This is a genomic window from Amycolatopsis kentuckyensis (assembly GCF_002155975.1).
Classification (GTDB): domain Bacteria; phylum Actinomycetota; class Actinomycetes; order Mycobacteriales; family Pseudonocardiaceae; genus Amycolatopsis; species Amycolatopsis kentuckyensis.
Map to the genome: position 1 here is coordinate 1 of NZ_MUMI01000018.1, position 24,073 is coordinate 24,073.

The 24,073-nt window shown below is 71.8% G+C and carries 25 protein-coding genes and 1 pseudogene; 16 read left to right on the forward strand and 10 right to left on the reverse strand.

The features are described from left to right. From CCN39_RS01415 to CCN39_RS49115, 3 genes are all read left to right on the forward strand, one after another. Positions 1–1,224 (forward strand): MMPL family transporter (locus CCN39_RS01415; RefSeq protein WP_158104472.1); only part of this gene is annotated, 1,224 nt, incomplete at its 5' end. Further along, entirely contained in the window at positions 1,224–3,182 is a 1,959-nt protein-coding gene (locus tag CCN39_RS01420; protein WP_086837987.1) for a YhgE/Pip family protein, read from the forward strand. The genes CCN39_RS01415 and CCN39_RS01420, both read left to right, overlap by 1 nt. A gap of 228 nt (positions 3,183–3,410) precedes the next feature. Beyond that, a complete protein-coding gene (locus tag CCN39_RS49115; protein ID WP_341867684.1) occupies positions 3,411–3,539 on the forward strand; it encodes a hypothetical protein in 129 nt (42 codons plus the stop codon). On the opposite strand, the gene CCN39_RS01425 is transcribed toward CCN39_RS49115, so the two are convergent. Next, the gene (locus tag CCN39_RS01425; RefSeq protein WP_086837988.1) at positions 3,540–4,196 is read right to left on the reverse strand and encodes a TetR/AcrR family transcriptional regulator; all 657 of its coding nucleotides are present in this window, start codon (positions 4,194–4,196) and stop codon (positions 3,540–3,542) included. 136 nt (positions 4,197–4,332) lie between these two features. Between CCN39_RS01425 and CCN39_RS01430 the strand changes: the two genes are divergently transcribed. The 8 genes from CCN39_RS01430 to CCN39_RS01465 are packed head-to-tail and all read left to right on the forward strand — an operon-like array spanning position 4,333 to position 12,596. Then, positions 4,333–5,457, forward strand: coding sequence for a VOC family protein (locus CCN39_RS01430; protein ID WP_244210566.1), 1,125 nt, complete (start codon positions 4,333–4,335; stop codon positions 5,455–5,457). Further along, the gene (locus CCN39_RS01435; protein ID WP_086837990.1) at positions 5,454–6,383 is read left to right on the forward strand and encodes a fumarylacetoacetate hydrolase family protein; all 930 of its coding nucleotides are present in this window, start codon (positions 5,454–5,456) and stop codon (positions 6,381–6,383) included. The genes CCN39_RS01430 and CCN39_RS01435 overlap by 4 nt, the downstream gene beginning before the upstream one ends. After that, positions 6,380–8,257, forward strand: a complete 1,878-nt coding sequence (locus CCN39_RS01440) for an acyl-CoA synthetase (RefSeq protein ID WP_086837991.1) — start codon at positions 6,380–6,382, stop codon at positions 8,255–8,257. Before CCN39_RS01435 ends, CCN39_RS01440 begins: the two co-directional genes overlap by 4 nt. Continuing rightward, positions 8,254–8,595: a DoxX family protein gene (locus tag CCN39_RS01445; protein ID WP_086837992.1), complete on the forward strand. Its 342-nt coding sequence runs from the start codon at positions 8,254–8,256 to the stop codon at positions 8,593–8,595. Before CCN39_RS01440 ends, CCN39_RS01445 begins: the two co-directional genes overlap by 4 nt. Then, complete coding sequence (gene mhpA / locus CCN39_RS01450) at positions 8,592–10,052, forward strand: bifunctional 3-(3-hydroxy-phenyl)propionate/3-hydroxycinnamic acid hydroxylase MhpA (protein WP_341867685.1); 1,461 nt, start codon at positions 8,592–8,594, stop codon at positions 10,050–10,052. The genes CCN39_RS01445 and mhpA overlap by 4 nt, the downstream gene beginning before the upstream one ends. Positions 10,053–10,064: 12 nt before the next feature. After that, entirely contained in the window at positions 10,065–11,249 is a 1,185-nt protein-coding gene (locus CCN39_RS01455) for a cytochrome P450 (RefSeq protein ID WP_086837994.1), read from the forward strand. A gap of 13 nt (positions 11,250–11,262) precedes the next feature. Further along, on the forward strand, positions 11,263–11,460 hold the full coding sequence (locus tag CCN39_RS01460; protein WP_086837995.1) for a ferredoxin: 198 nt from the start codon (positions 11,263–11,265) through the stop codon (positions 11,458–11,460). Beyond that, positions 11,457–12,596: an NAD(P)/FAD-dependent oxidoreductase gene (locus tag CCN39_RS01465; protein WP_086837996.1), complete on the forward strand. Its 1,140-nt coding sequence runs from the start codon at positions 11,457–11,459 to the stop codon at positions 12,594–12,596. Before CCN39_RS01460 ends, CCN39_RS01465 begins: the two co-directional genes overlap by 4 nt. A gap of 19 nt (positions 12,597–12,615) precedes the next feature. Here CCN39_RS01465 and CCN39_RS01470 read toward each other — a convergent pair whose 3' ends face one another. The 4 genes from CCN39_RS01470 to CCN39_RS01485 all read right to left on the reverse strand — a co-directional run bounded on the left by CCN39_RS01470 (position 12,616) and on the right by CCN39_RS01485 (position 16,626). Continuing rightward, positions 12,616–13,584 carry a helix-turn-helix domain-containing protein gene (locus tag CCN39_RS01470; RefSeq protein WP_086837997.1) on the reverse strand — a complete coding sequence of 323 codons (969 nt, stop codon included), beginning with the start codon at positions 13,582–13,584 and terminating at the stop codon, positions 12,616–12,618. Positions 13,585–13,649: 65 nt separating this feature from the next. Further along, positions 13,650–14,756: a 2,3-butanediol dehydrogenase gene (locus CCN39_RS01475; protein ID WP_244210567.1), complete on the reverse strand. Its 1,107-nt coding sequence runs from the start codon at positions 14,754–14,756 to the stop codon at positions 13,650–13,652. Further along, a complete protein-coding gene (locus CCN39_RS01480; RefSeq protein WP_086837999.1) occupies positions 14,753–16,042 on the reverse strand; it encodes an MFS transporter in 1,290 nt (429 codons plus the stop codon). The genes CCN39_RS01475 and CCN39_RS01480 overlap by 4 nt, the downstream gene beginning before the upstream one ends. Before the next feature lie 50 nt (positions 16,043–16,092). Beyond that, entirely contained in the window at positions 16,093–16,626 is a 534-nt protein-coding gene (locus tag CCN39_RS01485; RefSeq protein ID WP_086838000.1) for a 2,4'-dihydroxyacetophenone dioxygenase family protein, read from the reverse strand. A gap of 289 nt (positions 16,627–16,915) precedes the next feature. On the opposite strand from CCN39_RS01485, the gene CCN39_RS01490 reads away from it, so the two are divergent. From CCN39_RS01490 to CCN39_RS01505, 4 genes are read left to right on the forward strand one after another with little or no spacing between them, the layout of a single operon-like run. Beyond that, positions 16,916–17,254 (forward strand): PE domain-containing protein, encoded by a 339-nt coding sequence (locus CCN39_RS01490; RefSeq protein ID WP_086838001.1) that lies wholly within the window; start codon positions 16,916–16,918, stop codon positions 17,252–17,254. Then, positions 17,255–18,259 carry a WXG100-like domain-containing protein gene (locus tag CCN39_RS01495; protein ID WP_086838002.1) on the forward strand — a complete coding sequence of 335 codons (1,005 nt, stop codon included), beginning with the start codon at positions 17,255–17,257 and terminating at the stop codon, positions 18,257–18,259. Next, positions 18,259–18,870 (forward strand): pentapeptide repeat-containing protein, encoded by a 612-nt coding sequence (locus CCN39_RS01500; RefSeq protein WP_086838003.1) that lies wholly within the window; start codon positions 18,259–18,261, stop codon positions 18,868–18,870. The genes CCN39_RS01495 and CCN39_RS01500 overlap by 1 nt, the downstream gene beginning before the upstream one ends. Next, positions 18,867–19,307 (forward strand): YbaB/EbfC family nucleoid-associated protein, encoded by a 441-nt coding sequence (locus CCN39_RS01505; protein WP_086838004.1) that lies wholly within the window; start codon positions 18,867–18,869, stop codon positions 19,305–19,307. Before CCN39_RS01500 ends, CCN39_RS01505 begins: the two co-directional genes overlap by 4 nt. Before the next feature lie 80 nt (positions 19,308–19,387). On the opposite strand, the gene CCN39_RS01510 is transcribed toward CCN39_RS01505, so the two are convergent. The 5 genes and pseudogenes from CCN39_RS01510 to CCN39_RS01530 form a co-directional block, all read right to left on the reverse strand. After that, entirely contained in the window at positions 19,388–19,969 is a 582-nt protein-coding gene (locus CCN39_RS01510) for a carboxymuconolactone decarboxylase family protein (protein ID WP_244210568.1), read from the reverse strand. Then, positions 19,956–20,291, reverse strand: coding sequence for a hypothetical protein (locus CCN39_RS01515; RefSeq protein WP_086838005.1), 336 nt, complete (start codon positions 20,289–20,291; stop codon positions 19,956–19,958). The genes CCN39_RS01510 and CCN39_RS01515 overlap by 14 nt, the downstream gene beginning before the upstream one ends. A gap of 322 nt (positions 20,292–20,613) precedes the next feature. Then, positions 20,614–21,841: pseudogene (locus CCN39_RS01520) on the reverse strand (RNA polymerase sigma factor). Then, positions 21,838–22,212 (reverse strand): YciI family protein, encoded by a 375-nt coding sequence (locus CCN39_RS01525; RefSeq protein ID WP_086838006.1) that lies wholly within the window; start codon positions 22,210–22,212, stop codon positions 21,838–21,840. Before CCN39_RS01525 ends, CCN39_RS01520 begins: the two are co-directional and overlap by 4 nt. Positions 22,213–22,329: 117 nt before the next feature. Next, complete coding sequence (locus tag CCN39_RS01530; RefSeq protein WP_086838007.1) at positions 22,330–23,172, reverse strand: hypothetical protein; 843 nt, start codon at positions 23,170–23,172, stop codon at positions 22,330–22,332. Between the two features lie 107 nt (positions 23,173–23,279). Here CCN39_RS01530 and CCN39_RS01535 point away from each other — a divergent pair, with 107 nt between their 5' ends. Continuing rightward, a complete protein-coding gene (locus CCN39_RS01535) occupies positions 23,280–23,912 on the forward strand; it encodes an SIMPL domain-containing protein (protein ID WP_086838008.1) in 633 nt (210 codons plus the stop codon). The last annotated feature ends 161 nt before the right edge of the window (positions 23,913–24,073 follow it).

Here is a 24,073-nt window from a genome sequence, read left to right on the forward strand (position 1 = left end):
CTGGTGGCCCGGCTGCGCGGGCTGGAGCCGCACTTCCGCGACACCTACGGCACGCAGACCGCGGTCACCGGCATCACCGCCGTCGGCATCGATGTCTCCACCCAGCTCGGCAGCGCCCTGCTCCCGTTCGGCATCCTCGTCGTCGGGCTCTCGCTGATCCTGCTGGCGATGGTGTTCCGCTCGATCTGGGTGCCGATCAAGGCCACCGCGGGCTACCTGCTCTCGGTCGCCGCGGCCTTCGGCGCGACGTCCTTCGTTTTCGTGCAAGGACACCTCGCGGACGTCCTCAACGTGACGCACACCGGCAGCGTGATCAGCTTCCTGCCGATCATCCTGATGGGTGTCCTCTTCGGACTCGCGATGGACTACGAAGTCTTCCTCGTCTCGCGGATCCGCGAGGACTACGTCCACAACGGCGATCCGCACCACGCGATCGAATCCGGGTTCATCTCCGCCTCACGCGTGGTGGTCGCGGCGGCGGTGATCATGTTCGCGGTGTTCGCCGCGTTCGTCCCCGAAGGCAGCGCCACCATCAAGCCGATCGCGTTCAGCCTCGCCGTCGGTGTCTTCGTCGACGCCTTCATCGTGCGGATGACGCTGGTGCCCGCGGTGCTGGCGCTGCTGGGCCGCCGCGCCTGGGGGCTGCCGCCGAAGCTCGACCGGATGCTGCCGGTGTTCGACGCCGAAGGCGACGCCCTGGTCCACGAGCTGCGGCTGGCCGCCTGGCCCGGCACCGACGAGGCGATCAGCGCCCGCGACCTGCGCCTGGAGGACGACCGCGGCCGTCCGGTGTACCGCGACGTCGGCCTGCACGTCCCTCGCGGCGGCGTGCTGGTGCTGCACGGCGCGGGGGCCTGCGGCAAGACCGCGCTGGCGTACACGCTCGCCGGGCGGGTCACCAAGTTCACCGGCGACCTCAAGGTGCTCGGCCGGGTGCTGCCTCAGCACACGCACGCCCTGCGCCGCGAGGTCGCCGTCGTCCCGTGCCGCGTCGCGATGGACCCGGCCCGGCAGATCCCCCGCGACGCCGGGCTCGTCGTGGTCGACGACGTCGACCTCGTGCTGCGCGCGGACCTCCGCGACCACGTCCGCAGGCTCGTCGCCGAGCGGGGCGCCACGACCTTCGTGCTGACCTGCCAGGACCCCGAGCGCATCCGGGACCTGCTGCCCGCGGCCGCCCACCTGCACACCCTCACCGCCGTCCAGCCCGCCGAGGTCCTCTGATGCTCAAGCCCTTCGCCGATTCCGCTCGCGCCCTCGCCACCGGGCCGCTGACCTGGCGCACCTGGACCGGCCTCATCGCCGTGCCGCTCATCATCATGGGCCTGCTCACCTGGGCGTTCTGGACACCGGAGGCCAACCACGGCACCGCGAAGGCCGCCGTGGTCAACAACGACGAACCCGTGCAGGTCAACGGCCAGACCGTCCCGCTCGGCCGGCAGCTCGCGGGATACCTGACCCACAGCGGAGATTCGGCCTACGACTGGGTGCTCACCGATGCCGACGATGCCGCCGCCGGCCTCGCGGACGGCAGCTACGCGGCCACGGTGACGATTCCGGCGGACTTCTCCACCCGCGCCACCTCGGCTGCCACCGCCAAGCCCCTCGACGCTCGCCAGGCGCAACTGCAGGTGCGGACGTCCGACGCGGCCGGTGTCGGCGATCCCGGCTTGGCGGACCACATCGCCCAGGCCACGCAACGGACGTTGAACCAGCAGGTCGTGCAGACCTATTTGGACAACGTGTACATCGGCTTCACGACCCTCCACCAGCAAGTCGGCCGAGCCGCCGACGGCGCGGCCCAGCTCGCCGACGGAACCCGTCAGCTGGACGACGCCGCCGGGCACCTGCGCACCGGCGCGGACCAGCTCGCGGACGGGACCGCGCAGCTCGCCGCCGGCTCCGGCCGGCTGGCCTCCGGCCTCACCCAGGCCGAGCGGGACACCGCGCAGCTGCCCGCGCTGACCCGGCAGCTGGCCGACGGCGCCGACCAGGTCGCCGACGGCAACGAACGGCTGGCCGGTGTCGTCGTGCCGCTGGCCGACCGGATCATCGCCGCGATCGACGCCGTCCCGTCGGCGGGCAGCGCCGCGACGCGGTTCCGGCAGCTCGCCGACGAGTGCACCGGCACCCCGGCGTTCTGCGGCGCGCTCCGGCAGGCCGCGGACCGGTTCACGACCGACGCGGGGAAGATCGACGGTGTCAAGGCGGCCGTCCGCGCCAACGCCGTGAAGGCCCGCGACGCCGTTCAGGCCCTCGCCACCGGGGCCCGCAAGGTCGCCGACGGCAACGCTCAGCTCGCGTCGAAGTCCCGGCAGCTGGCCGCCGGGATCGCTGCCGCCGCCAGCGGCGCGAGGCAGCTCGACAGCGGCGTCCGGCAGGCGAATTCGGGTGCGCAGAAGCTCGCCTCCGGCGCCGGGCAGCTGAAGGATGGTGCCGGGAAGGTCGACGATGGCGCGGGGGAACTCGCCGCCCAACTGGACAAGGGCCGCGGCCAGGTGCCGTCCTACACCGACGCCGAACGCGCGCACCTCAAGACCGTCGCCGCGGATCCCGGTACCGCCACGACCGACGGCACTCCGATCGGCACGCTGGCCCTCACCCTGTTCGCCGCGCTCGCGCTCTGGGCGCTGGCCCTGGCGACCTACATCGTCACGCGCGCCGTGCCGGACGGCGTCCTGACCGCGCGCGAACCCACCTGGCGGATCATCCTCCGCGCCGCCATCCCCGGGGCGACCGCGGCGGCCCTCGCGGCGCTCGCCATCACCGCGATCGCCGTCCCCGTCCTGGAACTGGGCGTCGCCGGCACCCTCGGCTTCCTGCTGATCGCGCTGCTGGCCGCCTCGGCGTTCGTCGCGCTCAACCAGGCCGCGACGGCGATCTTCGGCCGCGCCGGCCGGATCGCGTCGCTGGCCGTGCTGGTCCTGGCGGGCGCGACGGGCGTCGTCTCGACGCTCCCCGGGCCGCTGTATGCAGTCGCGGACTACCTCCCGACCCACGGCGCGGTGCTGGCACTGCGCGCCGCGGCCACCGACGGCACCGGCCTCACGACGGGGGTCGCCCAGCTCGCCGCGTGGCTCCTGGTCGGCACGCTCGTGTCGATCCTGATCACCGATCGCCGCCGCTACCTGTCCGCCAAGAGCGTCCGGCTTCGCCGCACCCACCCGCTGGCGGCCGGCTGACCGAGAGGACCGATCCGGTGCGCCGCGCCCAGCGCATCGACCTGCCCGCGTGGTCGCCTTCGGCCGCGCCGAAGTTCATGGACGGCCACGGGATCCGCACGAACCGCTGCTGGAGTTCCTGCATGACCGGCAGGTCGCGGTGTTCATCCACCCCGGCGAGCTGCCCGGCCCCGCGTCCCCGGCATCGCGCCGTCGGCGTCACCCGCGGCGCTGCCGAGCCTGCTCGAGGTGGCCGACCCGGACCACATCATCTACGGCAGCGACTTCGCGCGGATCGTGCCTGCCGAGCCGCTCGAGCAGCAGGTCCACCTCGATGAGATCGTCCCATTGATCACCGCGTGCCTGGGCCCGTGGTGATCAGGCGGCGGTGTCCGGACCGGTCGCGGTGGTGTCGAGGTCGGGTAGTGGCCGGCTGCAGACCTCGTGGGCTTCGGCCGCGGTGAGGCCGAGCATGCGCAGCAGGTCCTCGGTCACCCGGTCGGTCGTGGCGGCGTCGTCGCGCTCGGGCTGCCGGTGCAGGAGGTGGCCGAGGCCGAGTGCGGTCCCGGCGACCGTGACCATGGCGAGTTCGGTGTCGCCGACGGTGAAGCGGCCGGCTCGCACCGCGGCCTCGATGTCGCGGCGGGCGCGGGGCGCGAGCCCGTTCTTCGAGTGGGCGAGCTCGAGACCGTGGTGCAGGAGCACCTTGCTGAGTTCGGGGTGCCGCCGGTGCAGGCGCCCGGTCAGCCGGAAGCTCTGCGCGAAGACCTGCGCCGGGTCGTCGAGGCCGGTGGTCAGCTCGTCCAGCAGGGCGCCGTGCGTGTCGAGGGCGTCCTCGATCGCGGCCTGGTAGAGCTGCTCCTTCGTCTCGAAGTGGTTGTAGAACGACCCCATCCCGACGTCCGCGGCCTGGGTGATCTCCAGGATCGGCACCGCGGTCTTCCCCTCGGCGATGAGGGCCTGGGCCGCCCGGACCAGGGCCGCGCGGGTGTGTGCCTTGCGCCGTTCCAGCCGGCTCGGAGCGTGCTCCGGCATCCGTGCTCCCGTCTTCGCTGGTCGTCGCCGCATCGTAGCGCATCGCGTCATTGCTGAGGAAATCGTCAGAAAGTCTTGACTGAGGATACGCTCGTAACTGACGATGTCGTCATCAACGTGGATGGAGGGAGCAGCCGTGGGAGATCCGCACAGCGGGCTGCACAGCGAGCACGGTGCGCTCGCGGGTGAGCACCCCGGCCGGGCGGCCGACCCGGTGATCAAGGTGCACGACCTGGCCTGGCTGGAGTTCGAAAAACCGGACCTGGAGCGGGCGGAGGTGTTCGCCCGGGCCTTCGGGTTCACCACCGTGCTCAGCACCGGCCGCGAGCTGCACCTGCGGGGCACCGACGCCGGCGCGCCGTGCGTGATCATCCGCAAGGGTGCTCGGTCGAAGTTCCTGGGGCCGGCGTTCCTGGCCGCCGCCCCGGGCGACGTCCTGCGGCTGGCCGAAGCCACCGGGCGGCAGGTGAGCAGGCTGCCGGACACGCTCGGCGGCGTCGTCGTGGACCTGCCCGACCCGAGCGGCCTGCGGGTCCGGGTCGTTTCGGACCCGGACGAACTGCCCGCGCTGCCGCCGCAGGAGCCGCACCTGCTCAACTTCGGCCACGAGGTCCGGCGGGTCAACGCCACGCAACGCCCGCCCCGGGCCCCGGCGCTGGCGCAGCGGCTCGGGCATGTCGTGCTGCAGACGACCCGCTACCGCGAGGTGCTGGACTGGTATCTGGAACACCTCGGCATGATCGTCAGCGACTTCCTGTACTACCCCGGGCAGCGCGAGCGCGGACCGGTCATGAGCTTCATCCGGTGCGACCGGGGTGCCACTCCGGCCGATCACCACACGCTGGCCATGGTGCTCGGCCCGGCCGACCGCTACGTGCACTCCGCGTACCAGGTCGCCGACCTCGACGCGCTGGCCGCGGGCGGGGAGTACCTGCGCGCGCACGGCTATCACCACTCGTGGGGCATCGGACGGCACATCGAGGGCAGCCAGCTCTTCGACTACTGGCGTGACCCGGACGGGTTCCTGGTCGAGCACTTCAGCGACGGTGACCTGTTCGACAACACCCTCGAGCCGGGCTGGGCGCCGATGACCGCCTCCGGGCTGGCCCAGTGGGGGCCGCCGGCGACCGCCGACTTCCTCGGCGTCAAGCCGGGCAAGGAAGCGCTGCGCGAACTGCGCGCGGTGTTCTCCGCGCTGCGTGAAGACAACGAATTCGACGCCCAGCGGTTCCTGGGCCTGCTGAAGGTGGCCCGCTCATGAGCCTGACCGTCCTGCGCACCAGCGACGCCTGGTACCTCGCCACCCCGAAGGGCGCGGCGAAAATCCCCACGACAGCGACGACCACCGGCGAACTGCTCGCCGACCGCGCGGCGATCGCCGCGGCGGGCCCGTTCGTCGACCGGGTCGAGGACCTCGAACCGGTGTCGCCGGTGACCGCGCCCTGCCGCGTGGTCGCCCAGATGACCAACTTCACCTCGCACGTCACGGACGCCGGGATGGACCCGAAGACCGTGCCCCTGACGTTCTTCCGCAAGGCGTCCGGGTCGCTCAGCGGCCCGTTCGACGACGTCGTCAAGCCGGCCCACGTGCGGCTGCTCGACTACGAGGTGGAGATCGGGCTGGTCATCGGCCGGGAGATCCCGGTCGGCAGCGACGTCACCGCGCTGGAAGAGTGCGTCGCGGGCCTGGTGGTCACCAACGACGTGTCCGCCCGGGACATCCAGCTGCCCCAGACCCAGTTCTACGAGGCCAAGTCGTACCCGACGTTCACCCCGGCCGGGCCCGCCCTCGTGCTCCTGGAAGCCGACGAGCTGAAGCGGTTCGCCGATCTGCGGCTGACGCTGTCGGTCAACGGCACGGTGCGCCAGGACTCGGTCGTCGGCGCCGACATGATCTACCGCCCGCTCGAGGCGCTGCGGGCGCTGGCCCGGTTCCAGCGGCTGGATCCCGGCGACCTGGTGCTGACCGGGACTCCCGCCGGCACCGCGTTGTCCGCACCGCCGAAAGCCGTGGAAAAGCTCGCCGCGCTGCTGCCGCCCGCACTGAAATGGAAGCTGTTCTTCAAGGGCCAGGCGAAGAACCCGAAGTACCTGGCCGACGGCGACGTCGTCGAGGCGAGGGTCGCGACCGACGACGGCGCCCTCGACCTGGGCACCCAGCGCACGGTCGTGAGGTACCAGCGATGACCGGCGCTTCCCTGTGGCCCCGCTACGCCGAGCCCGCCGATCTGGCCGCGATCGAGGCCGTCCCGCTTGCCGAACGAGGCCTGCCGGAGTCGACCTACGCCCTGCTCTCGCGCGCCGCCGGGTGGTGGCCGGATCACCCGGCGACCACCGTGTTGCCCGAGGCGGCGCGGTGGCGGGAACCGGTCCGGCGCACGTTCGGCGAGCTGCTCGCCGACGTCCACCGCTACGCGAACCTGTTGTTGGAGCTGGAAATCCGGCGCGGCGACGCGGTGGCCCTGATGTCGCCCAACTGCGCCGACCTGATCCCGGCGACCCTCGCCGCGCAGCTCGCCGGGATCGCGGCCCCGCTCAACGGCGCCCTGTCCCGCGACCACCTCACCGAACTGCTCCGCCGGTCCGGCGCGCGCGTGCTGATCACCGCCGGGCCGGAACTCGCGCCGGAAGTCTGGGACACCGCCCGGACGCTGGCCCCCGAGCTGGACGTCGTCCTCGTGCTGCGCCCGACCGGCGCGGCCGGCGAACCGGCCGCGTTGCCCGCCGTCGAGGGGGTGCGTGTCGGCTACCTCGCCGACCTCGCGGCCGGCCACGACGCCGCCGACTTCGCCGGTGAACCCCCGGTGGCGGCGGACCTGGCCGCGTTGTTCCACACCGGCGGCACCACCGGGGCGCCGAAGCTGGCCGCGCACACGCACGCCAACGAGGTCGCCGACGCGTGGATGATCGCGGCCAACTCGCTGCTCGACCCCGGCTCGGCCGTCTTCGCGGCGCTGCCGCTGTTCCACGTCAACGCGCTGGTGGTCACGCTGCTCGCGCCGCTGTTCAAGGGCCAGCACGCGGTGTGGGCCGGCCCGCTCGGCTACCGCGAACCGGCGTTGTACGGGGAGTTCTGGAAGATCGTCGAGCACCACCGGATCGCCGCGATGAGCGCGGTGCCGACCGTGTACGCGGTGCTCGCGCAGTGCCCGGTGGACGCCGACATCGCCAGCCTGCGGTTCGCCATGGTCGGCGCCTCGCCGCTGCCCGCGGCGGTGCGGGCGGGCTTCCAGGACCACACCGGCGTCACCCTGGTCGAAGGCTACGGGCTGACCGAAGCCACCTGCGCCAGCGCCCGCAGCTTCCCCGACGCCCCGCGCCCCGGCACCGTCGGCCAGCGCCTGCCCTACCAGCGGCTGAAGGTCGTGCACCCGGAAACGGGGGAGGAGCTGCCCAGCGGCGAGACCGGGGTGCTGGCCATCAGCGGCCCCACGGTGTTCCCCGGCTATGTCGTGGGGCGTGCCGAAAACGCGTACGTCCTGGACGGCCTCGGCAAGCTCCGTGACGGCTGGCTGGACACCGGTGACCTGGCCCGGCTGGACGCTGACGGGTTCGTGCAGCTGGCCGGCCGCGCCAAGGACCTCATCATCCGCGGCGGCCACAACATCGACCCGGCGATGGTCGAGGACGCCCTGCTGAGCCACCCCGAGGTGACCGCGGCCGGCGCGGTCGGCCGTCCGGACGAGCATTCCGGAGAGGTCCCCGTCGCGTACGTGACCCTCGCGCCCGGCGCCACGGCGACCGAGGCCGACCTGCTCGCGTGGGCCGCCGAGCGAGTCCCCGAGCGCGCCGCCGTGCCGAAGGCCGTCACCGTGCTCGACGCGCTGCCGGTGACCGACGTCGGCAAGCCCTACAAGCTCGCGCTGCGTGCCGACGCCACCCGCCGCGCGATCGCCGAGGTCCTCGCCCCGTTCGATCGCGTGACCGTCGATGCGGTGATCGAGGACGGAACCGTGGTCGCCGCCGTCACCCTTCCGTCCGAAGTGGACGAACCGAAGGTGGCAGCCACGCTGGCCCGCTACGCCGTCCCCGCCCGCCTGACCTGCGAAGGAAAGCCATGATTGTCCTGTCCGTTCTCGTGGCGGTCATCTTCGTCCTTTTCGGTGCGGCCAAGCTGTTCGCGCTCGCGCCCATGCGGGAACGCGCCGCGCACGCCGGATTCTCCGTCACCGCCTACCGCGGCATCGGTGCGCTGGAGATCGCCGGCGCCGCCGGGCTCCTGCTCGGCTTGGCCGTGCCGGTGCTCGGCACCCTGGCCGGGGCCGGCCTGCTGCTCCTGCTCGCGGGCGCACTCGTCACCCACGTGCGCAACCGGGACGGCCTCCGCGACCTGGTACCGGCGCTGGTCTGCGCGGCGCTCGTCGCCGGATACCTCGTGGCTCTCGGGGTGTCGCCGTGAGGGTGCCCGTCGTCATCGTCGGGGCGGGCCCGACCGGATTGACCGCCGCGGCGCTGCTCGGCCGCTACGGCGTCGAATGCCTGGTGCTGGAGCGGTGGGACTCGGTCTACCCGCAGCCCCGTGCGGTGCACCTGGACGACGAGGTGCACCGCATCCTCGGGCGGCTCGGGCTGGCCGGGGCGTTCGCCGCCCTCTCCTGGCCCTGTCACGGGCTGCGGCTGCTCGACCCGGACCTGCGGGTGCTGGCCGAGTTCCGCCGTTCCCCGGGCGCCGGCCGCCACGGCTACCCGGAGGCGAACATGTTCGACCAACCCGATTTGGAGCACCTGCTGCGGACCCACCTGGAGACGGTCGGCACCGTCACCCTGCGCGGCAACACCGAGGTCACCGGCATCGCGCAGGACGGAACCGGCGTGCGGGTCGAGACGACCGACCGCGGCACCGGTGCGCGCGAGACGATCCACGCGGACTACGTCCTCGGCTGCGACGGCGCCAACAGCCTCACCCGGATCGCGATCGGCGCGACGATGGCGGACCTGAAGTTCGACCAGCGCTGGCTCGTGGTCGACGTCGCCACCACCGCCGACCTCGGCCAGTGGGAAGGCGTGCACCAGGTGTGCGACCCGCGTCGCGCCGCGACCTACATGCGCATCGGGAAGACCCGCTACCGCTGGGAATTCCGGCTGCTGCCCGGAGAGACCGGCGACGACTTCAACGACATCCGCCGGCTGCACCCGCTGATCGCGCCGTGGACCGGAGAGATCGACCTGGAGATCGTCCGCGTCGCCGAGTACACCTTCCGCGCGCGGGTCGCGGACCGGTGGCGTGACCGCCGGGTGTTCCTGCTGGGCGACGCCGCGCACCTCACCCCGCCGTTCATCGGCCAGGGCATGGGCGCCGGGGTGCGCGACGCGGCCAATCTCGCCTGGAAGCTCGCCGGTGTCCTCGACGGGACCCTGCCCGAGCGCGTGCTTTCTTCTTACGAGGCCGAACGCAAGCCGCACGCCCGCGCGATGATCCGGCGAGCCGTGCTGATCGGCAAGGCCATGACCGAAGGCGGCCGGTTCGGTGACCTGATCCGCCGGGTGGTCGCGCCACGCTTGAGCGGCCGCGTCCTCGACAGTGCGACACCCGCACTGCACCGCTCAGGCTTGGTCGTGCGGCCTCGCTTCCGGCGGTCCCTGGCGGGACGGCTGTGCCCCAACGCCCTTCTCGACGACGGAACCCGCTTCGACGACGTGGCCGGCGGCCGCTTCGCCGTCGTCACCACGAGCACGCCGTCGGAGACCGAGCGAGCCGCCATCCGGGAGTCCGGCGCGGTCCTCGTAACGACCCGGCGTTCCGCCGAACTGCACCGCTGGCTGCGTACCGGCGCGGCCGTCGTCCGCCCGGACGGCACGGTGCTGAGCGCGAGCAACAGCCTCTCCCGGTCCCTGCCGCGGTTCACCGCCCCCTGACGAGGAGCAACGATGCCCCGACGCCACGAAGTGCCGGTGTACCGGCCGGACATCTATTCGCCGCAGGCGATCCTGGACCCGTACCCGCACTACGCGAACCTGCGTGAACTCGGGCCCGTGGTGTGGCTGCCCCGGCACAAGGTCTACGCGCTGCCCCGCTACGCCGAATGCAAAGCCGTGCTGCTGGACGACAAGACCTTCGTCTCCGGCGACGGCGTCGCGCTCAATCCCGTCGCCAACCGGCTCTCCCGGGGCACGACCCTCAACAGCGACGGCGAAGACCACGCCCGCCGCCGGGCCCTGGTCGCCCACCGGCTCACCCCCCGAGCGCTGCGCGCGATGCGGGACGTGGTGGACCGCCAGGCGGCCGAGATCGTCGACGCCGCACTCGCCCGGCGCACCGTCGACGGCGTCGAAGTCGCCGCCGCACTGCCCGCCGCGGTGGTCCCCGACCTCGTCGGGTGGCCGGTGGAGGGGCGGGAGAACCTGCTGCGGTGGGGCGCGGCCACCTTCGACATCCTGGGTCCCCTGAACGGCCAGGCGGTGCAGGCGGTACCGGCCGGCCTGGGAATGGCGCGGTTCGCGCACACCGTCGCGAAGCGGCGGAAGGTCCTGCCGGGCAGCATGGGTGACGACCTGCTGCGCGCGGCCGAAGCGGGCGAGCTCGCCCACGCCGAGTGCCCGGCGCTGATGATCGACTACCTGGCACCGTCCCTGGACACCACCCTCAGCGCGATCGCGAGCGCCCTGCACCTGTTCGCCACCCACCCCGGCCAGTGGCAGCTCCTCAAGGACGACCCCGGCCTGATCCCCAACGCGGTCAACGAGATCGTCCGCTACGAATCCCCGTTGCGCGCCTTCAGCCGCAAGGTCGCGCGCGACGCCGAGGTGGCCGGCGCCGCGCTGCCCGCGGGTTCCCGTGTCCTCGTCCTCTACGCCTCCGCCAATCGTGACGCGCTGGAGTGGGACGACCCGGACACGTTCGACATCCGCCGGGACGCCGCCCGGCAGCTCGGTTTCGGGCACGGCACGCACGGCTGCGCCGGGCAAGGCCTCGCCCGCCTGGAAACCCAGGCGATGCTGCGTGCGCTCGTGGCCCGGGTCGACCGGATCGAGCCGGCCGGACCGCCCGAGTGGGCGCGCAACAACATCATCCACCGCCTCGGGCGGCTCCCGATCGAACTCATCCCGGCCTGAAAGGGGACCCGCGGTGAAGATCTCCGCCGACTACGACCGCTGCGAAGGCCACGGCCTGTGCACCGAACAGGCCCCCGCGATCTTCGAACTCGACGACGACGCCGAACTCGTCCACCACTTCGAAGGCACCGACATCCCGCCGGAGCAGCTCGCCGCCGCGCGGGCGGCCGTCACCTCGTGCCCGGTCGCCGCGCTGCGGGAGCTCCCGTGACACGACCGCGCTCGATCGTCGTCGCCGGCGAGTCCATCGCCGGCATCACCGCGGCGAGGCAGCTCCGGGAACTGGGCCACAGCGGTCCGATCACCGTGATCGGCGCGGAAGACCACGGCGCCTACGCGCGGCCTCCGCTCTCCAAGGCCGTGCTCAAGGACGACAGTGCCGACAGCAGGCTCGGCTACCGGCTCGACGGGCTCGACATCGATGCCGTCCGCTCGCCCGCGGTGACCGCCGACGTCGGCCGGCGGGTGGTGGCCACCGCGAACGGCCGGGAGATCGGCTACGACGCGCTCGTCATCGCCACCGGCGCTCGCGCCCGGCGGATCGCCGCTCCCGGGCAACGCGGCGAAACGGTGCTGCGGACCCTGGACGACGCACGCCGGCTGCGCACGCGGCTCGACACCGCCCGTTCCGCGGTCGTCGTCGGCGCCGGTTTCCTCGGCCTGGAAGTCGTCAGCGCCTGCGTGGCCCGGGACATCCCGGTCACCGTGGTCGATGTCGACCCGCCGCTGCGCCGCGTCCTCGGCCCGTTCGTGTCCGAGGCGATCACCACGCGGGCCGGAGAACACGGCGTCCGCGTCGTCGTCGGAGGACCGGCGGCGTTGACCGGCGATCCGGTCGACGGCGTGCGGCTGGCCGACGGCACCGTCCTCACCGCCGACGTGGTCGTCACCTGCTGTGGCGAGGTGCCGAACACGGGCTGGCTGGCGGGGACCGGCCTGGCCGGTCGCCTCGGCGTCGGGATCGACCCGGCCTGCGCCACCGCGGTGCCGGGCGTGTTCGCCGCCGGGGACGTCACGTACCTGCCCACGGGCGGCGGCTCGCGCACGCCGTTCTGGTCCACCGCCGTCGCGCAGGGCAAGGCAGCCGCCGCGTCGGCACTGAGGCTCGACCCGGCGGGACCGCCGCTGGACGACTACTTCTGGACCGAGATCCTCGGCCTGTCCATCAAGGTCGTGGGCCCGTTGCCGCCACTCGGCGAGCCGGATCTCGTCGAGGGCAGCGTGCCGGCCGGATCGGCGCTGCTGACCTGGCTCGGCGAAAACGGGCAGCGCACGGTGATTTCCTACGGCAAGCGCATCCCGGTGCCGAAGCTGCGTGCGCTGGCCACCCTTCCAGCTGGGGATTGATGACCAGCCACGCCGAGGATCAGGATGACAGCGGAGCGGCACGGTCGTTGCGCACTTCGCGCGGGGTCCGGCCGAACTGTTCGCGGAACACCCTGGTGAAGTGGGACTGGCTGGCGAAGCCGCAGCGGTAGGCGACATCGGCGATCGTGGTGGCGGTCCCACCGGAGGTCAGCTGGGCGTACGCGCGCTCCAGCCGCTGCCGCAGGATGTAGCGTGCGGGGCTGGTGCCCTCGGCTTCGAAGATCCGGCTCAGGTGGCGGGCCGAGATCCCGGCCGCAGCTGCCACGCGCTGCGCGCCCAGCGCCGGATCCGTCAGGTGGCGGTCGATGTACTGCCGGATCGCGGCGAGGTGGCCGCGATCCCCTTCGAACCGGCGCGCGCCGAGCGCCCGGATGAGCTCCAGCAGCGTGGTCTCCGGGTCGCCGCCGCCCGGCAGCGACCGCTGGGTGACCAGCGCGTCGACCACCGAGTGCAGGGCCGAGACGGCCATCGTCTCGGCCGTCGAACGCGCGCCGAGCACCGTGGGCTCGGGCACGCCGCCGGACCAGCAGCGCTCGGTGAAGACCGGGCGCGGGATGTCCACCAGGATCTGCCGCATCGGTGCGGAGAACGCGAACAGGTACGGCCGCTCGGTCTCGTAGAGCACCAGGTTCCCGGCCTCGACCGGGAACACGCCGTCGCCGGAGAAGAACACCGCGGTGCCGCCGAGGACCAGGCTGGCGAACACCGAGTCCTTCGGCAGCGCGCGGCAGGTCTTCCGGGACCGTTCGACGGCGTGCGCGTTGCCCAGGATCTCCGCGACGTGCAGCGCACCGGCGGCGAGGTTGGTCTCTTCGGCCACCAGCCCCTGCTCGGCGTACGACGAGCAGGTCAGGCCGACCAGCTCGCGCCGGTTGTGGTCCTCCCAGAACTCGATGCGCTCGTCCGGAGGCACGGACTCGGTGGACGCGCTGGAGAGCACGGCGATGGGACTGCTGGGCGCGGGCATCGTTGCCTCCTGGCCGGTCCTGGTGCTGAACGGCGTGGACAGCCTAAGCCAGGTGGCCGGCCGAGTCACCGGTCCGGTTCAGCCCCGGCAGCACTCTCCCTGCACCGCTGTCCCGGCTTCGGCCGCACGAGCACCTTGATCTGTCCGGTGCCGCCGAGCAGTGCCTCGAAGCCGCGGGGTACCACCTGGTCGAGGGGGATCGTCTCGGTGGCGATCGGGGTGAGGTCGAGCCCCTCCTCGGCGACCAGCCGGATCAGCTCGGGATGACAGTCCCGGTACCCGACGCTGGTGATGATCGACTGCTCGTTGTTCACCAGCTCGAAGGCGCTCAGGCTGATCTCGCCGGTCAGCCCGACCAGGACGACCCGGCCGCCGCGCCGGGTCGCGGCGAGGCAGGTCCGGAGCGTGTGCTCGGCGCCGACCGCCTCGAAGGCCACGTCGGTTCCCTGCCCGCCGGTCAGTTCGCGGATGCGTTCGGCCGCGTCCTCGCCGGAGCCGGCGTCCACCAGATCGGTGGCGCCGAGCCGGGCCGCCAGCCGCAGCCGTTCCGCGACCACCTCGGCGGCGATGATCCTGCTGATCCCCAGCCGCGTGGCCAGCAGCACGGTGAGGAGGCCGATCGGGCCGAGCCCGATGACCGCGACGGCGTCCGCGGGCCCGGCGCCGGAGCGGCGCAGCGCGTGCAGGGCGACGGCGGCCGGCTCGAAGAGCGCGGCCTGTTCCAGGGAGACCTCGGGCGGCAGCCGGTGCGCCATGTAGGCGGGCAGCGTGCAGTACTCGGCCAGCCCGCCGTGACCGCTCAGTCCGGCGAACCCGAAGTGGCGGCAGATGTTGTACTCCCCGGCCGCGCACCGCGGGCAGGTCCCGCACCGGTAGTTGGGTTCGACGGCGATCCGGTCGCCGATCGCCAGACCGGACACCTCAGGACCGACCGCGCTGATCGTCCCGCAGAACTCGTGGCCGAGCACCAGCGGCGCGGCGACCCCGGAGGCCGGGTGCGGGGCGCCGACCGGGACCGCGTGCGGCCCGTCGACGTATTCGTGCAGGTCACTGCCGCAGATCCCGCAGTAGGCCACCTCGAGCGTGACTTCGCCGGGCCCTGGCGGGCGGACGTCCAGTTCGGTGATCCGGACGTCCTTCGGCCCGTGCCACACCGCGGCCGTCATCCTCATCGGGCCACCGCCGCCTTCGCCGTGGCCCGACGGCGCAGCACCGCGGGCGCGGTCTCCCGCAGGCCGAGCGACAGCGCGGCGACCACGACCGCGCCGCCGGCCGCGATGAACATCGCCGCGCGCAGCCCCCAGGCATCCGAAGCCCACCCCGCGACCACCGGAGCCAGGAATCCGCCGGCCAGTTCGCCGACGCCCATCACGAGCCCGAGCGCGGTGGCCAGCGCACCGCGCGGCACGGTCTCGGCCGGGATGGTGGCCATGAACAGCGTGAAGCAGCCGAGCCCGGTGAAGCTGAGCACCACGACCACGCCGAGCACCAGCGGGTCGGGCACGTACACCACGGCCACCGGGCAGACCGCGGCGACCAGCGTGAACACGGTCATGGTGCGCCGCCGCCCGACGCGGTCCGAGATCGCCGGGGTGAGGAATCCCCAGACCACCCAGGCCACGCCGAAGCAGGTCATCACCGCGCTCATGGTGCCGGGGGAGAACCCCTTCACGCTGGTGAGGAAGACCGGGGTGAAGGTGATGATCACGATGAACCACGTCAGGTAGAAGCACGCGATCAGCGCGCAGAGCACCACGTTCCGGTACCTGAGCACCGACCAGAACCCCGGCGCGGGAGATTCCCCGTCCACCGGCCGGTCGGCGACCGGTGCCGGCGAGGCGGGACCGCCGGGCGGTACCTCCCGCACCGAGCGCCGGATCCACACCGCCAGCAGCACGCCGGGCACGATGGTGACGAGGAACGCGGTGCGCCAGCCGAAGTGCCCGGCCAGCCACACCACGACCAGGGGCGAGATGATGCCGCCGAGCAGGCCGGCCGACGAGCCCTGCACCAGGCCCATGTTCAGCCCGCGCCGGCGCTCTTGGGACGCCTCGACCATCAACGACTGCGCAACGGGCAGCACCGCGCCCTCCGCGACACCCATCAACGCCCGGGTGAGCAGCAGGCCCACGAAGCCGGTCATCAAACCCGACAGCGAGGAAATGGCGGAGAAGAGCAGGACCGCCGCGATCAGGATCGGCTTGCGGCGGCCCAGCCGGTCGGACAGCCGTCCGAAGACCATCCCGGACAGCGCCCAGGTCAGCGCCAGCACCCCGGAAAGCACCCCGAGTTCGGTGTTCGACAGCCCGAACTCCTTGACCAGGAACGGCGCGAGGAAGGAAAGCGCCTGGCGGTCGAAGAAGACGAACCCGAACGACAGGAACAGGATCAGCAGCAACAGGTTCTCGTAGCGCCGGGCGGCCGCGGAGGGCACGCCGGCGCCGGCGTCGGAAGACATGCATACCTCGATTCGCTGGAAGGCCCCCCGGGCAACAGGTCCGGAGCCGCTCAGCGGAGCAGCGAGTTCACGTAGCCGGCGCCGATGCCGACCTCGTCGTAGTGCCTGCGGCACATGTCGACGTAGTCGTGCACGTCGAAGTAGCCGGTGGTGCCGCCGTCCTCGTCCAGCCAGATCAGCGGTCCCTTCACGATGAACAGCGCCTTCATCGGTTCGGGTCCGTCGTAGGCGACCAGGGTGTGTCCCTCCCCGGGAGCCTCGTAGACGAAGTCGCCGGCGGAGGCCGTCCACGGCCGTTCGAGGTAGCCCCACTTCCCGGAGATGGTGTACGCGAACACTTCGTGCGGGTGGTAGTGCCGGTTGACCAATCCGGCCTCGGTGGCGCGCAGGACGTCCGACCAGGAGTTGTCCTTGATGTTGATCCACAGTGGCCGGGAACCGACGGTCTCGGTGAACGGCACGTAGTACCGGTCGTCATCGGTGGCCACGTTCTCGAGGTAGACCTCGGGCAACGCATCGGGTTTGACCGAGTTCCGGATCGGCTTCAGCTCCTGCCAGAACTCCGTGGTGGCCTCTTCGGGCATCCTGCGCTCCTCGCGTCGATCGGGAGCAACAGAGAACCTCGCCGGGGCCGCGATCGTCTATCCGGTTCAGGACACGGGGCTTGCCTGTTCGGGACATGACCGCGCGCGGTTCTCCGGCTCGAAGACCTGGCACCGTGGATTCTCCAGATTGGATGCTCGTGCATTTCCGAGTCGTCCGGCGTCTCGGGTTTCCGGGAATTGGTCGCTGCCGGTTTCCGGGCTGACGAGAGCGAGCTTCGCGTGCGTGAGAAATCTGGCCGGGTGGGAACTCGCGTGTTAGGGTCGAGTGATGGGGACGGTTGACGTACGGCCGGAAAGTGTCCACCAGGCAGCTCGGAGCGTTGACGCTGCGGGCCAGGACTGGGGAGAGTCGGCGGCGGCATTGGCCGCGGACATGGGCGCCGTGGGGAATCCCTACGGAGATGACGAGCTGGGCAACGCTCTCCAGGATATGTACGAGATCATCGGCCCCACCGCGCTGGAATACTTCAACCAAACCGGTTTCTGCCTTGTCGAAACTGCCGCGGCGATGAATCAGGCGGCCGCCGCGTACACCGTGGTCGAACGGGACAACACCAGGCAGATGCGCCGCGTGCAGGCCATCATGGACAGCTTGGGTGATGCCTGAGTGGGCCTGCAACTGCCACCTGAGCTGATCGAGGCGCTGTCCTGGATCGGCTGCACCTGGCCGGAGGCCGACGAGACGAAGCTGTTCCACTGCGGTGAGTACTGGGGCACTTTCGCCGAACAGGCGGCCACGCACGCGGAGGCGGCGGCGAAAGCGGTGTCGGAAATGCTGGCGGAAAACCGGAGCCCCGGCCTTGATGCCTTCAAGGCGTATTGGGAGAAGCTGTCCGGCGAAGCCGGTTACCTCGTGGACTGCGGCATCGTGGCCGGTGCGGTGTCCATCGCGTTCTACTCCGCAGGTTCGCTCGTCCTGACCCTGAAGATCCTGGTGATCGCCCAGTTGGTGGCGTTCGCGGTGATCCTGGCAGCGGCCATCGCCGCCGCATTCTTCACCCTCGGTGCGTCTCTCGCAGCGGCCGCGGAGACCGCGGTCACGGTCAACAGGACGATCGTGGCCCTGGTCAACACCACCGTCACCGCGATCCGTGAACTGGGCGCACCGCTCTCCGGCCTGGTGCGCGAGCACCTGAGCGAAGAGATCGACCGGCTGGAGGGGCGGCCCATCCACACCTCCGCGCAGGGGGTCGATGAGTTCGACACGCCTGCGGAGCGCGAGCAGGAACGGCAGGAGTACGAACGCCGCAAGGAAGAGCTCGCCAAGGATCCCGATCACGGAGGCACGGCTACGGCGGCGACGAGGCGAGAGGCGGAGGTCGCCCTCGGTCTGGAGAAGATGGGCGCGGTTGCCCCGCCGGTCGAACGCGGCAGTCCCGGCGCGGATTTCAAGGACGGCAGCGGCCAGGACTGGGATGTGAAAGGATTTCAAACGAGGTCCGGACGCGGCGGCTACACCAGAGCCGCCGCGGAGAAGTCGATCCAGCGCGAGATCGCCGCCGGGGAGCACGTCGCGCTCGATATCAGCAAGTTGTCCCAAGCCGACCGGGACGACCTGAAGGAGCTCGTCGGGTCCCATCCGGAGTGGGCGGACAAGGTGGCGATCTACTGATGGCACAAACGCTGGGGCAGGCTGAGTTCGATGCGCTGCTCGAAGACCACCGGCGGTGGAACGACAACGACGGCGGACGGCAGCTGGACCTGACCGGCCGCTCACTCACCCGGCTTCGGCTCGCCGGCCAGCGGGTGGACGGCGCCGTGCTGAACGAAGCCGACCTGTCCGGCTGCGACCTGACCGGCGTGGACTTCAGTCACACCGAGCTGATCGGCGCGAACCTGCGGCGCGCGAAGCTGACGGCGGCCGACCTGTACAAGGTCAACCTCACCGGCGCAGATCTCACGGGCGCCGACCTGACCGGTGCCCGGCTGCTCCGCGCCGACCTGACCGAAGCGGTGCTGGTCGGAGCCGTGCTCGACCGCGCCGACCTGACCAAGACGTACTTCTTCCGCACCGATCTTCGGGACGCGAAGCTGCGCGACGCCCGGTTGGACCGAGTCGGGTTCGACGCCGACCAGGTCGGTGGGTGGGACGCCGCGGGCGCGACGGGTACGGTCCTGGCCGGCAGCGCCGTCACCGGAACCGGCGGCCTGACCGACGCGATCGACGCGCTGCGCGAGGCCGGGGCGCTGGTCCGGCCGTTCACCGGGAAGGTGACACCGTGACCGATCCGTGGCGAGCGTCCAAGGACGTCGTGCATCACATGCAAGACCAGCTCGATCAGCTCCGGGCCGGTGGCGGGCCGGCGGCAGGTGCCACTTCGCCCGAGCCGTCGATCGGCACGGGGGAGGCGATGGACGGCAAGGTTCGCGTCGAGATCACCGGGGGACGGGTGAGCGCGGTGCATCTCGACCCCGCGGCGCTGCGTATCCCGGCCGGTGAACTTGCGACCGTGGTCATGGAAGCGACCAACGCGGCACTGGATGCCATGCGAGCCGCGATGACGGCTTCGGTGCCGAGCCCGGCGTCGCTGGATCAGATGACTCGCACACTGAACGAGATTTCCTCGGACTCGTTCCGTGCCCTCGACAAGGCCACTGAAGGCATCCGGCAGTCCATGAACGCCGTCCAGCGCATCTCGGAGCAGCACCGGAAGCGCTAGGTGTTGTGCCCGGTGAGGTTGCTGACGCGGGTGATGCGGCTGAGGGCCGCCGCCTCGGCTTTGCTCAGCGCGGCCGCAAGTCAGGCGTAGCCGCGTTTGAGCAGCATGCCGGCGGCCTTGTCGAACTCGGCGTCCGTCGGGATGGCGAAGTCCAGCGCGTTGGCGTAGCGGGTGACGATGTTGAACACGGCCGCGACCGCGGTCGCGTCTTCGAGCTGTTGCCGGGTGACCCCCTCGGCTAGCGCCGCCCGGACTTGCTCGCCCTCCAGCTCGTCCGGGCGCAAGGTCATGACTTCCAGAACAGCCAGCGTGGCGCGCAGGGCCTCCGGGATCGGCGCGGTGTGGTAGTCGGCGAGGGCCGCGTCGGCCACTGCCTTGTCCATCCCGTGCACGGCGATGGCGCGGTGCGCCCCGACGCAGAAGGGACACGAGTTCCACTTCGCGACCATCGCGGCCATCAGTTCCCGCTCGGCGACGGACCATTCGCTCGGTCCGCGCATCGCAGCTTGCGTCCACGCGCCGAGCGCGGTGCCGACGAATCCCTTGTGGTAGAAGGCAACCCGGGCCGCGTCCGGGAGACGCGCGCCGAGTGCGAGGGAGATGACCCGGATCAGCAGTCTGGTGCGGAGACCGTCGCCGCGTTCGATTTCAGGCAGGCGCATCTGTTGCCTCCGCGATCACTCGGGCGGCGGTGTCCCACCGGGCCAGGCCCGCGCCGATGCAGGCGGACATGACGATCTCGAACGCGGCTTTGTCGTTGCCGGCCGCCTGCCGGACGGCGTCGACCTCGGCATCGGTCACCCGGTAGGAGGCTTCGCCGATCTGCCGGGCCAGGTCGTCGTACGGTGCGGCAACAGGCGGCCCGCCCGCCGCGCGGGCCGCTACCGTGGTCCGCAGCGCCGCCTCGGTGATTCCGGTGTTGCCGGCCATCGCCGCGCGCAACGCGTCCGCGTGATGGCGGTGCGAGTCGGTGCCTGTGCTCATGTGGCCTCTCCGCTGCGGTCGGGTCCGGTGTGGACGGTATCCGCTTCAGCCCCCGGCGGCATCCCGTTGGGTCGCGGCGCGGAGCCGGGGGGCGGACTCCAGCTGCAAGCGCGGGCTGATGTCCCAGCTGAGGGGCCAGCCGCTACCTCGTCGAACCGCTCGGTGAACACGCGGAAGGCGTTCTCCCGGGAGACATCGACGACGATGTCGGCCTGCAACGCTGTCGCGGCTGGTGACGTGCTGCTCATCGGCGGTCCTTTCGGTGAGTCGTCGGCTGACTCACCAAAGGACGAACGGCTGGCCGGCTTCTCGACAGCTCATCTCATCGAGTTTCCGGATTTTCGAGGGCGCGGAGGCGGCTGGCGAGGAAACGCTGGTCGGCGGGGTTGGCGGCGAGGTCGTGAGCGCGCCGGTACGCGACAACCGCGTCGTCGGTGTGGCCGAGGCGGCGCAGGAGGTCGGCGCGGGCGGCGTGCAGCAGGTGGTAGCCGTCGAGGCCCTCGATCCGGTCGATCAACGCGCCCCTCGCCCGGGGTGGTGGCCATGGCGACCGCCACGGCGTGGTTGAGCGCGACCACCGGCGACGGCGTCACCGCGAGCAGCTGCTCGTACAGCGCGGCGATCGCGGGCCAGTTCGTCTCCTCGGCCGTCGGCGCCTGGGCGTGCAGGACCGCGATGGTCGCCTGCAGCAGATACGGCCCGGGCGTCCCGAACCGCAGGGCCCGGTCCAGGAGGCCGACGGCTTCGGCGATCTCGGCGCGGTCCCAGCGGGACCGGTCCTGGTCTTCGAGCAAGACCAGGTCGCCGGTCGATGCATATCGGGCGGCCGAGCGTGAGTGGTGGACCAGCAGCAGCGCGACCAGGGCGAGGGCTTCCGGTTCGTCGGGCATGAGGGTGGCGACGAGCTTGGCGAGGCGGATCGCCTCCTGCTGCAGCTCGCGGTACTCCGGCTGGTCGCCGCCGGCGGTGTAGCCGCGGGTGAAGATCAGGTAGATCACCGCCAGGACGCCGGAGAGCCGCTCGGGCAGGAGGTGGTCGGCGGGGACGTCGAGACTGATGCCCGCGTCGCGGATCTTGCGCTTGGCGCGGACGAGCCGTTGCGCCAGGGCCGGCTCGGCGATGAGGAAGGTGCGGGCGATCTGCCCGGCGGTCAGGCCGGCCACGGCCTGCAGTGTGAGGGCGACGCGCGCGTCCTCGGCCAAGGCGGGGTGGCAGCAGGTGAAGAGGAGGCTGAGGCGCTCGTCGCCGACGCTGAGCAGGCGCTCTTCGTCGAAGTTCATGGTCGCCGCCTCCGGCTGGTGTCCGAGCTGGGCGAGCTTGTCCCGGCCGGTGCGGGCACGCCGGAGCCGGTCGATCGCGCTGTTGCGGGCCGCGGTCAGAAGCCAGGCCACCGGGTCGTCGGGTGGCCGGTCGTCCCAGGTGCGCAGGGCGAGCGTGCACGCGTCCTGGAGGGCGTCTTCGGCGAGTTCGAAGTCGCTCAGCGCGCGGACCAGGGCGGCGAGCATCTTGGTGCGGTGCTCGCGGAAGACCTCCGACAGGACGGCCGTCATGCGCCCGTCGACGGGCGGTGGTCGAGGTCCGGAACCCCGGCGATCGGCCGGACCTCGATCGTGCCGTCGGTGGCCATCGGGCAGAGCGCGGCCAGCTCGAGGGCTTCGTCGAGGGTGCGGCAGTCGAGGACGTAGGTGCCGCCGAGGTGCTCGTGGGTCTCGGGGAACGGGCCGTCGGTGATCAGCGTCTTGCCGTCGCGGACGCTGACGGTCGTGGCGGTGTGCTCGCCCTGGAGCGGGTGGCCGGAGACGAACGCGCCGCGTCGGCGGCATTCCTCGGCGAAGGCGTTGACCCGGGCCAGCGCCTCGGGGAAGGCCGGGTCGCCGGGCTCGGGGCGGTTGCAGTTGTAGATCAGCAGCATGTACTGCACGTGTCCTCCAGGTCGGCGACTCCGGTGCGGTGAAGAGGATGACGTATCCACGGGCTCAGCCGCCGCCCTTTCCTGAGCACCGGTGATCGGTCACGTCAGTCGTGACACGAGCCTGCCCTACGCGGGCGTGCTGGGTTCGGTGTGCTGGGCAGCGGCGTAGTGCGCGGTGCCGATCGCCCCGGCGATGGCGAGGACGAAGCCCGCGGCGGCCGCGGTGGTGAAGCCGTTGCGGACGCGGTCGTCCAGGACCACCAGGCCGATGAGCGAGGACACCGCGGTGTTGGTGGTGAACATGATGGCGGTGACCGCGGTCGGCCGGCCGCGTTGCAGGGCCATCGCGAACGCCGCCGCCGCGACCAGCCCGTTGGCGATCATCGCCCACAACGCCGGCTCCGCGACGAGGTGCCAGACCGGCCCGGACGCGTCGAGCGTCCGGGCCGAGATCCCGACGGTGCTGAACCCCAGCCCGGCGCAGAACCCGAGCACGACCGGCGCCCAGCGGCCGTCCCGGCGCTGAGCGGTGAACGCGATCACGGCGATCACCGCCGCCGCGCCCACCAGCAGCAGCTTCCACCCGGGCGGTAACAGGCGCGCCGGGCCCGGATCCGCGGACAGGCCGAGCAGGACCAAGCCGGTCGCCCCGACCCCGAGCGCGGCCCACCCGGCACCGGCCAGCCGGACACCGAGGATCGCCGAGATCGTCGCGGTCACGCCGACGCTGAACGCGAGCACCGACTGGACCAGGAACAACGGCAGGCGGTGCAGCGCCGCCGCGGCGAAGACGAACCCGAGCAGGTCCACGCCCAGGCCGAGGAAGTAGAGCGGCTGCCGGCGCAGCGCGACCAGGTCCTGCGGCGAGCCGCCGAAGGCACCGGCCCGCCGGACCCCGGCCGACTCCAGGATGGAACCACTACCCGAAGCGACCGCGGCCAGCACGGCGAGGACATATCCGAGGATCACGGCCCCGAGTCTGTCAGCCCGGTGACGGCACACCGCCGTTCACCCGCCGAGCGCCGGCTCGGCTGGGCGAGGTCGACCCGCTCTGGCTCGTGGTTGACTTGGGTCCCATGCAGATGATCGAACGTCCGTGGGGCGTGACGGTGCACGGTGCCGCGAGCGTCAAGGCGGCCCCGGACCTGGTGCGGGCGCGGTTCAAGGTCGTGTGCCTGGAGCAGAAGCCGTCGGACGCCTTCGAGGCCGCCGGGCTGGCCGTGCACGAGATCCGCTCGACGCTCCGGCGACACGATGTCCCGGACGCCGGGGTCGAGAGCTCGCGGATCGAGCTCGGCGGCAAGTGGGAGTACGGCCAGCAGCGGAAGTTCCTGGGCTACGAGAGTTCGGCCTCGTTCGTCGTGGAGTCGGCGGCGCTGGACGATCTGCCGTCGTTGCTGACCGACCTGGTCTCCGCCGGCGCGAACGAGATCGAAGGCGTCGACTTCGACGTCCGGGACAAACCGGCGCTCCGTGCCCGGGCCCGGCGCGAGGCGGTCGCGGCGGCCAGGGCGAAGGCCGAGCTCTACGCCGAGGCGGCCGGTGTCCGGCTGGGCGCGGTGGTGCACATCGATGACGTCAACCCGGACGAGCGGCCGCAGTACCGCGGGCACGGGGCCGGGGACGCCGCCACGGCGGAAGACCTGGCGCCGGGGCACGTGGTCGTGTCGGCGGCTGTGGTGCTCGGGTTCGGCATCGTGCCCGCGTAAGAAAGACTCGCAGGAACTGAGGCGTGGTCACCGCGCCGATGACCCGCCTCGGCGGCTGACCAACCGGACCCGATGGGGGAACGGGTAGTGGAATCACGGCGTCCCACGCGCGGTGTGCTGTTACATTGCTGGTGGGATGTGTCACTCGCGGAGGGTGGCCG

Coding starts and splice junctions, on each gene's coding strand:
- CCN39_RS01515 (WP_086838005.1), bottom strand. CDS start 20,291: ATGAGCACAGGCACCGACTCGCACCGCCATCACGCGGACGCGTTGCGC.
- CCN39_RS01500 (WP_086838003.1), top strand. CDS start 18,259: ATGGCACAAACGCTGGGGCAGGCTGAGTTCGATGCGCTGCTCGAAGAC.
- CCN39_RS01435 (WP_086837990.1), top strand. CDS start 5,454: ATGAGCCTGACCGTCCTGCGCACCAGCGACGCCTGGTACCTCGCCACC.
- CCN39_RS01470 (WP_086837997.1), bottom strand. CDS start 13,584: ATGCCCGCGCCCAGCAGTCCCATCGCCGTGCTCTCCAGCGCGTCCACC.
- CCN39_RS01420 (WP_086837987.1), top strand. CDS start 1,224: ATGCTCAAGCCCTTCGCCGATTCCGCTCGCGCCCTCGCCACCGGGCCG.
- CCN39_RS01480 (WP_086837999.1), bottom strand. CDS start 16,042: ATGTCTTCCGACGCCGGCGCCGGCGTGCCCTCCGCGGCCGCCCGGCGC.
- CCN39_RS01445 (WP_086837992.1), top strand. CDS start 8,254: ATGATTGTCCTGTCCGTTCTCGTGGCGGTCATCTTCGTCCTTTTCGGT.
- CCN39_RS01490 (WP_086838001.1), top strand. CDS start 16,916: ATGGGGACGGTTGACGTACGGCCGGAAAGTGTCCACCAGGCAGCTCGG.
- CCN39_RS01535 (WP_086838008.1), top strand. CDS start 23,280: ATGCAGATGATCGAACGTCCGTGGGGCGTGACGGTGCACGGTGCCGCG.
- CCN39_RS01510 (WP_244210568.1), bottom strand. CDS start 19,969: ATGCGCCTGCCTGAAATCGAACGCGGCGACGGTCTCCGCACCAGACTG.
- CCN39_RS01475 (WP_244210567.1), bottom strand. CDS start 14,756: ATGAGGATGACGGCCGCGGTGTGGCACGGGCCGAAGGACGTCCGGATC.
- CCN39_RS01485 (WP_086838000.1), bottom strand. CDS start 16,626: ATGCCCGAAGAGGCCACCACGGAGTTCTGGCAGGAGCTGAAGCCGATC.
- CCN39_RS01440 (WP_086837991.1), top strand. CDS start 6,380: ATGACCGGCGCTTCCCTGTGGCCCCGCTACGCCGAGCCCGCCGATCTG.
- CCN39_RS01425 (WP_086837988.1), bottom strand. CDS start 4,196: ATGCCGGAGCACGCTCCGAGCCGGCTGGAACGGCGCAAGGCACACACC.
- CCN39_RS01455 (WP_086837994.1), top strand. CDS start 10,065: ATGCCCCGACGCCACGAAGTGCCGGTGTACCGGCCGGACATCTATTCG.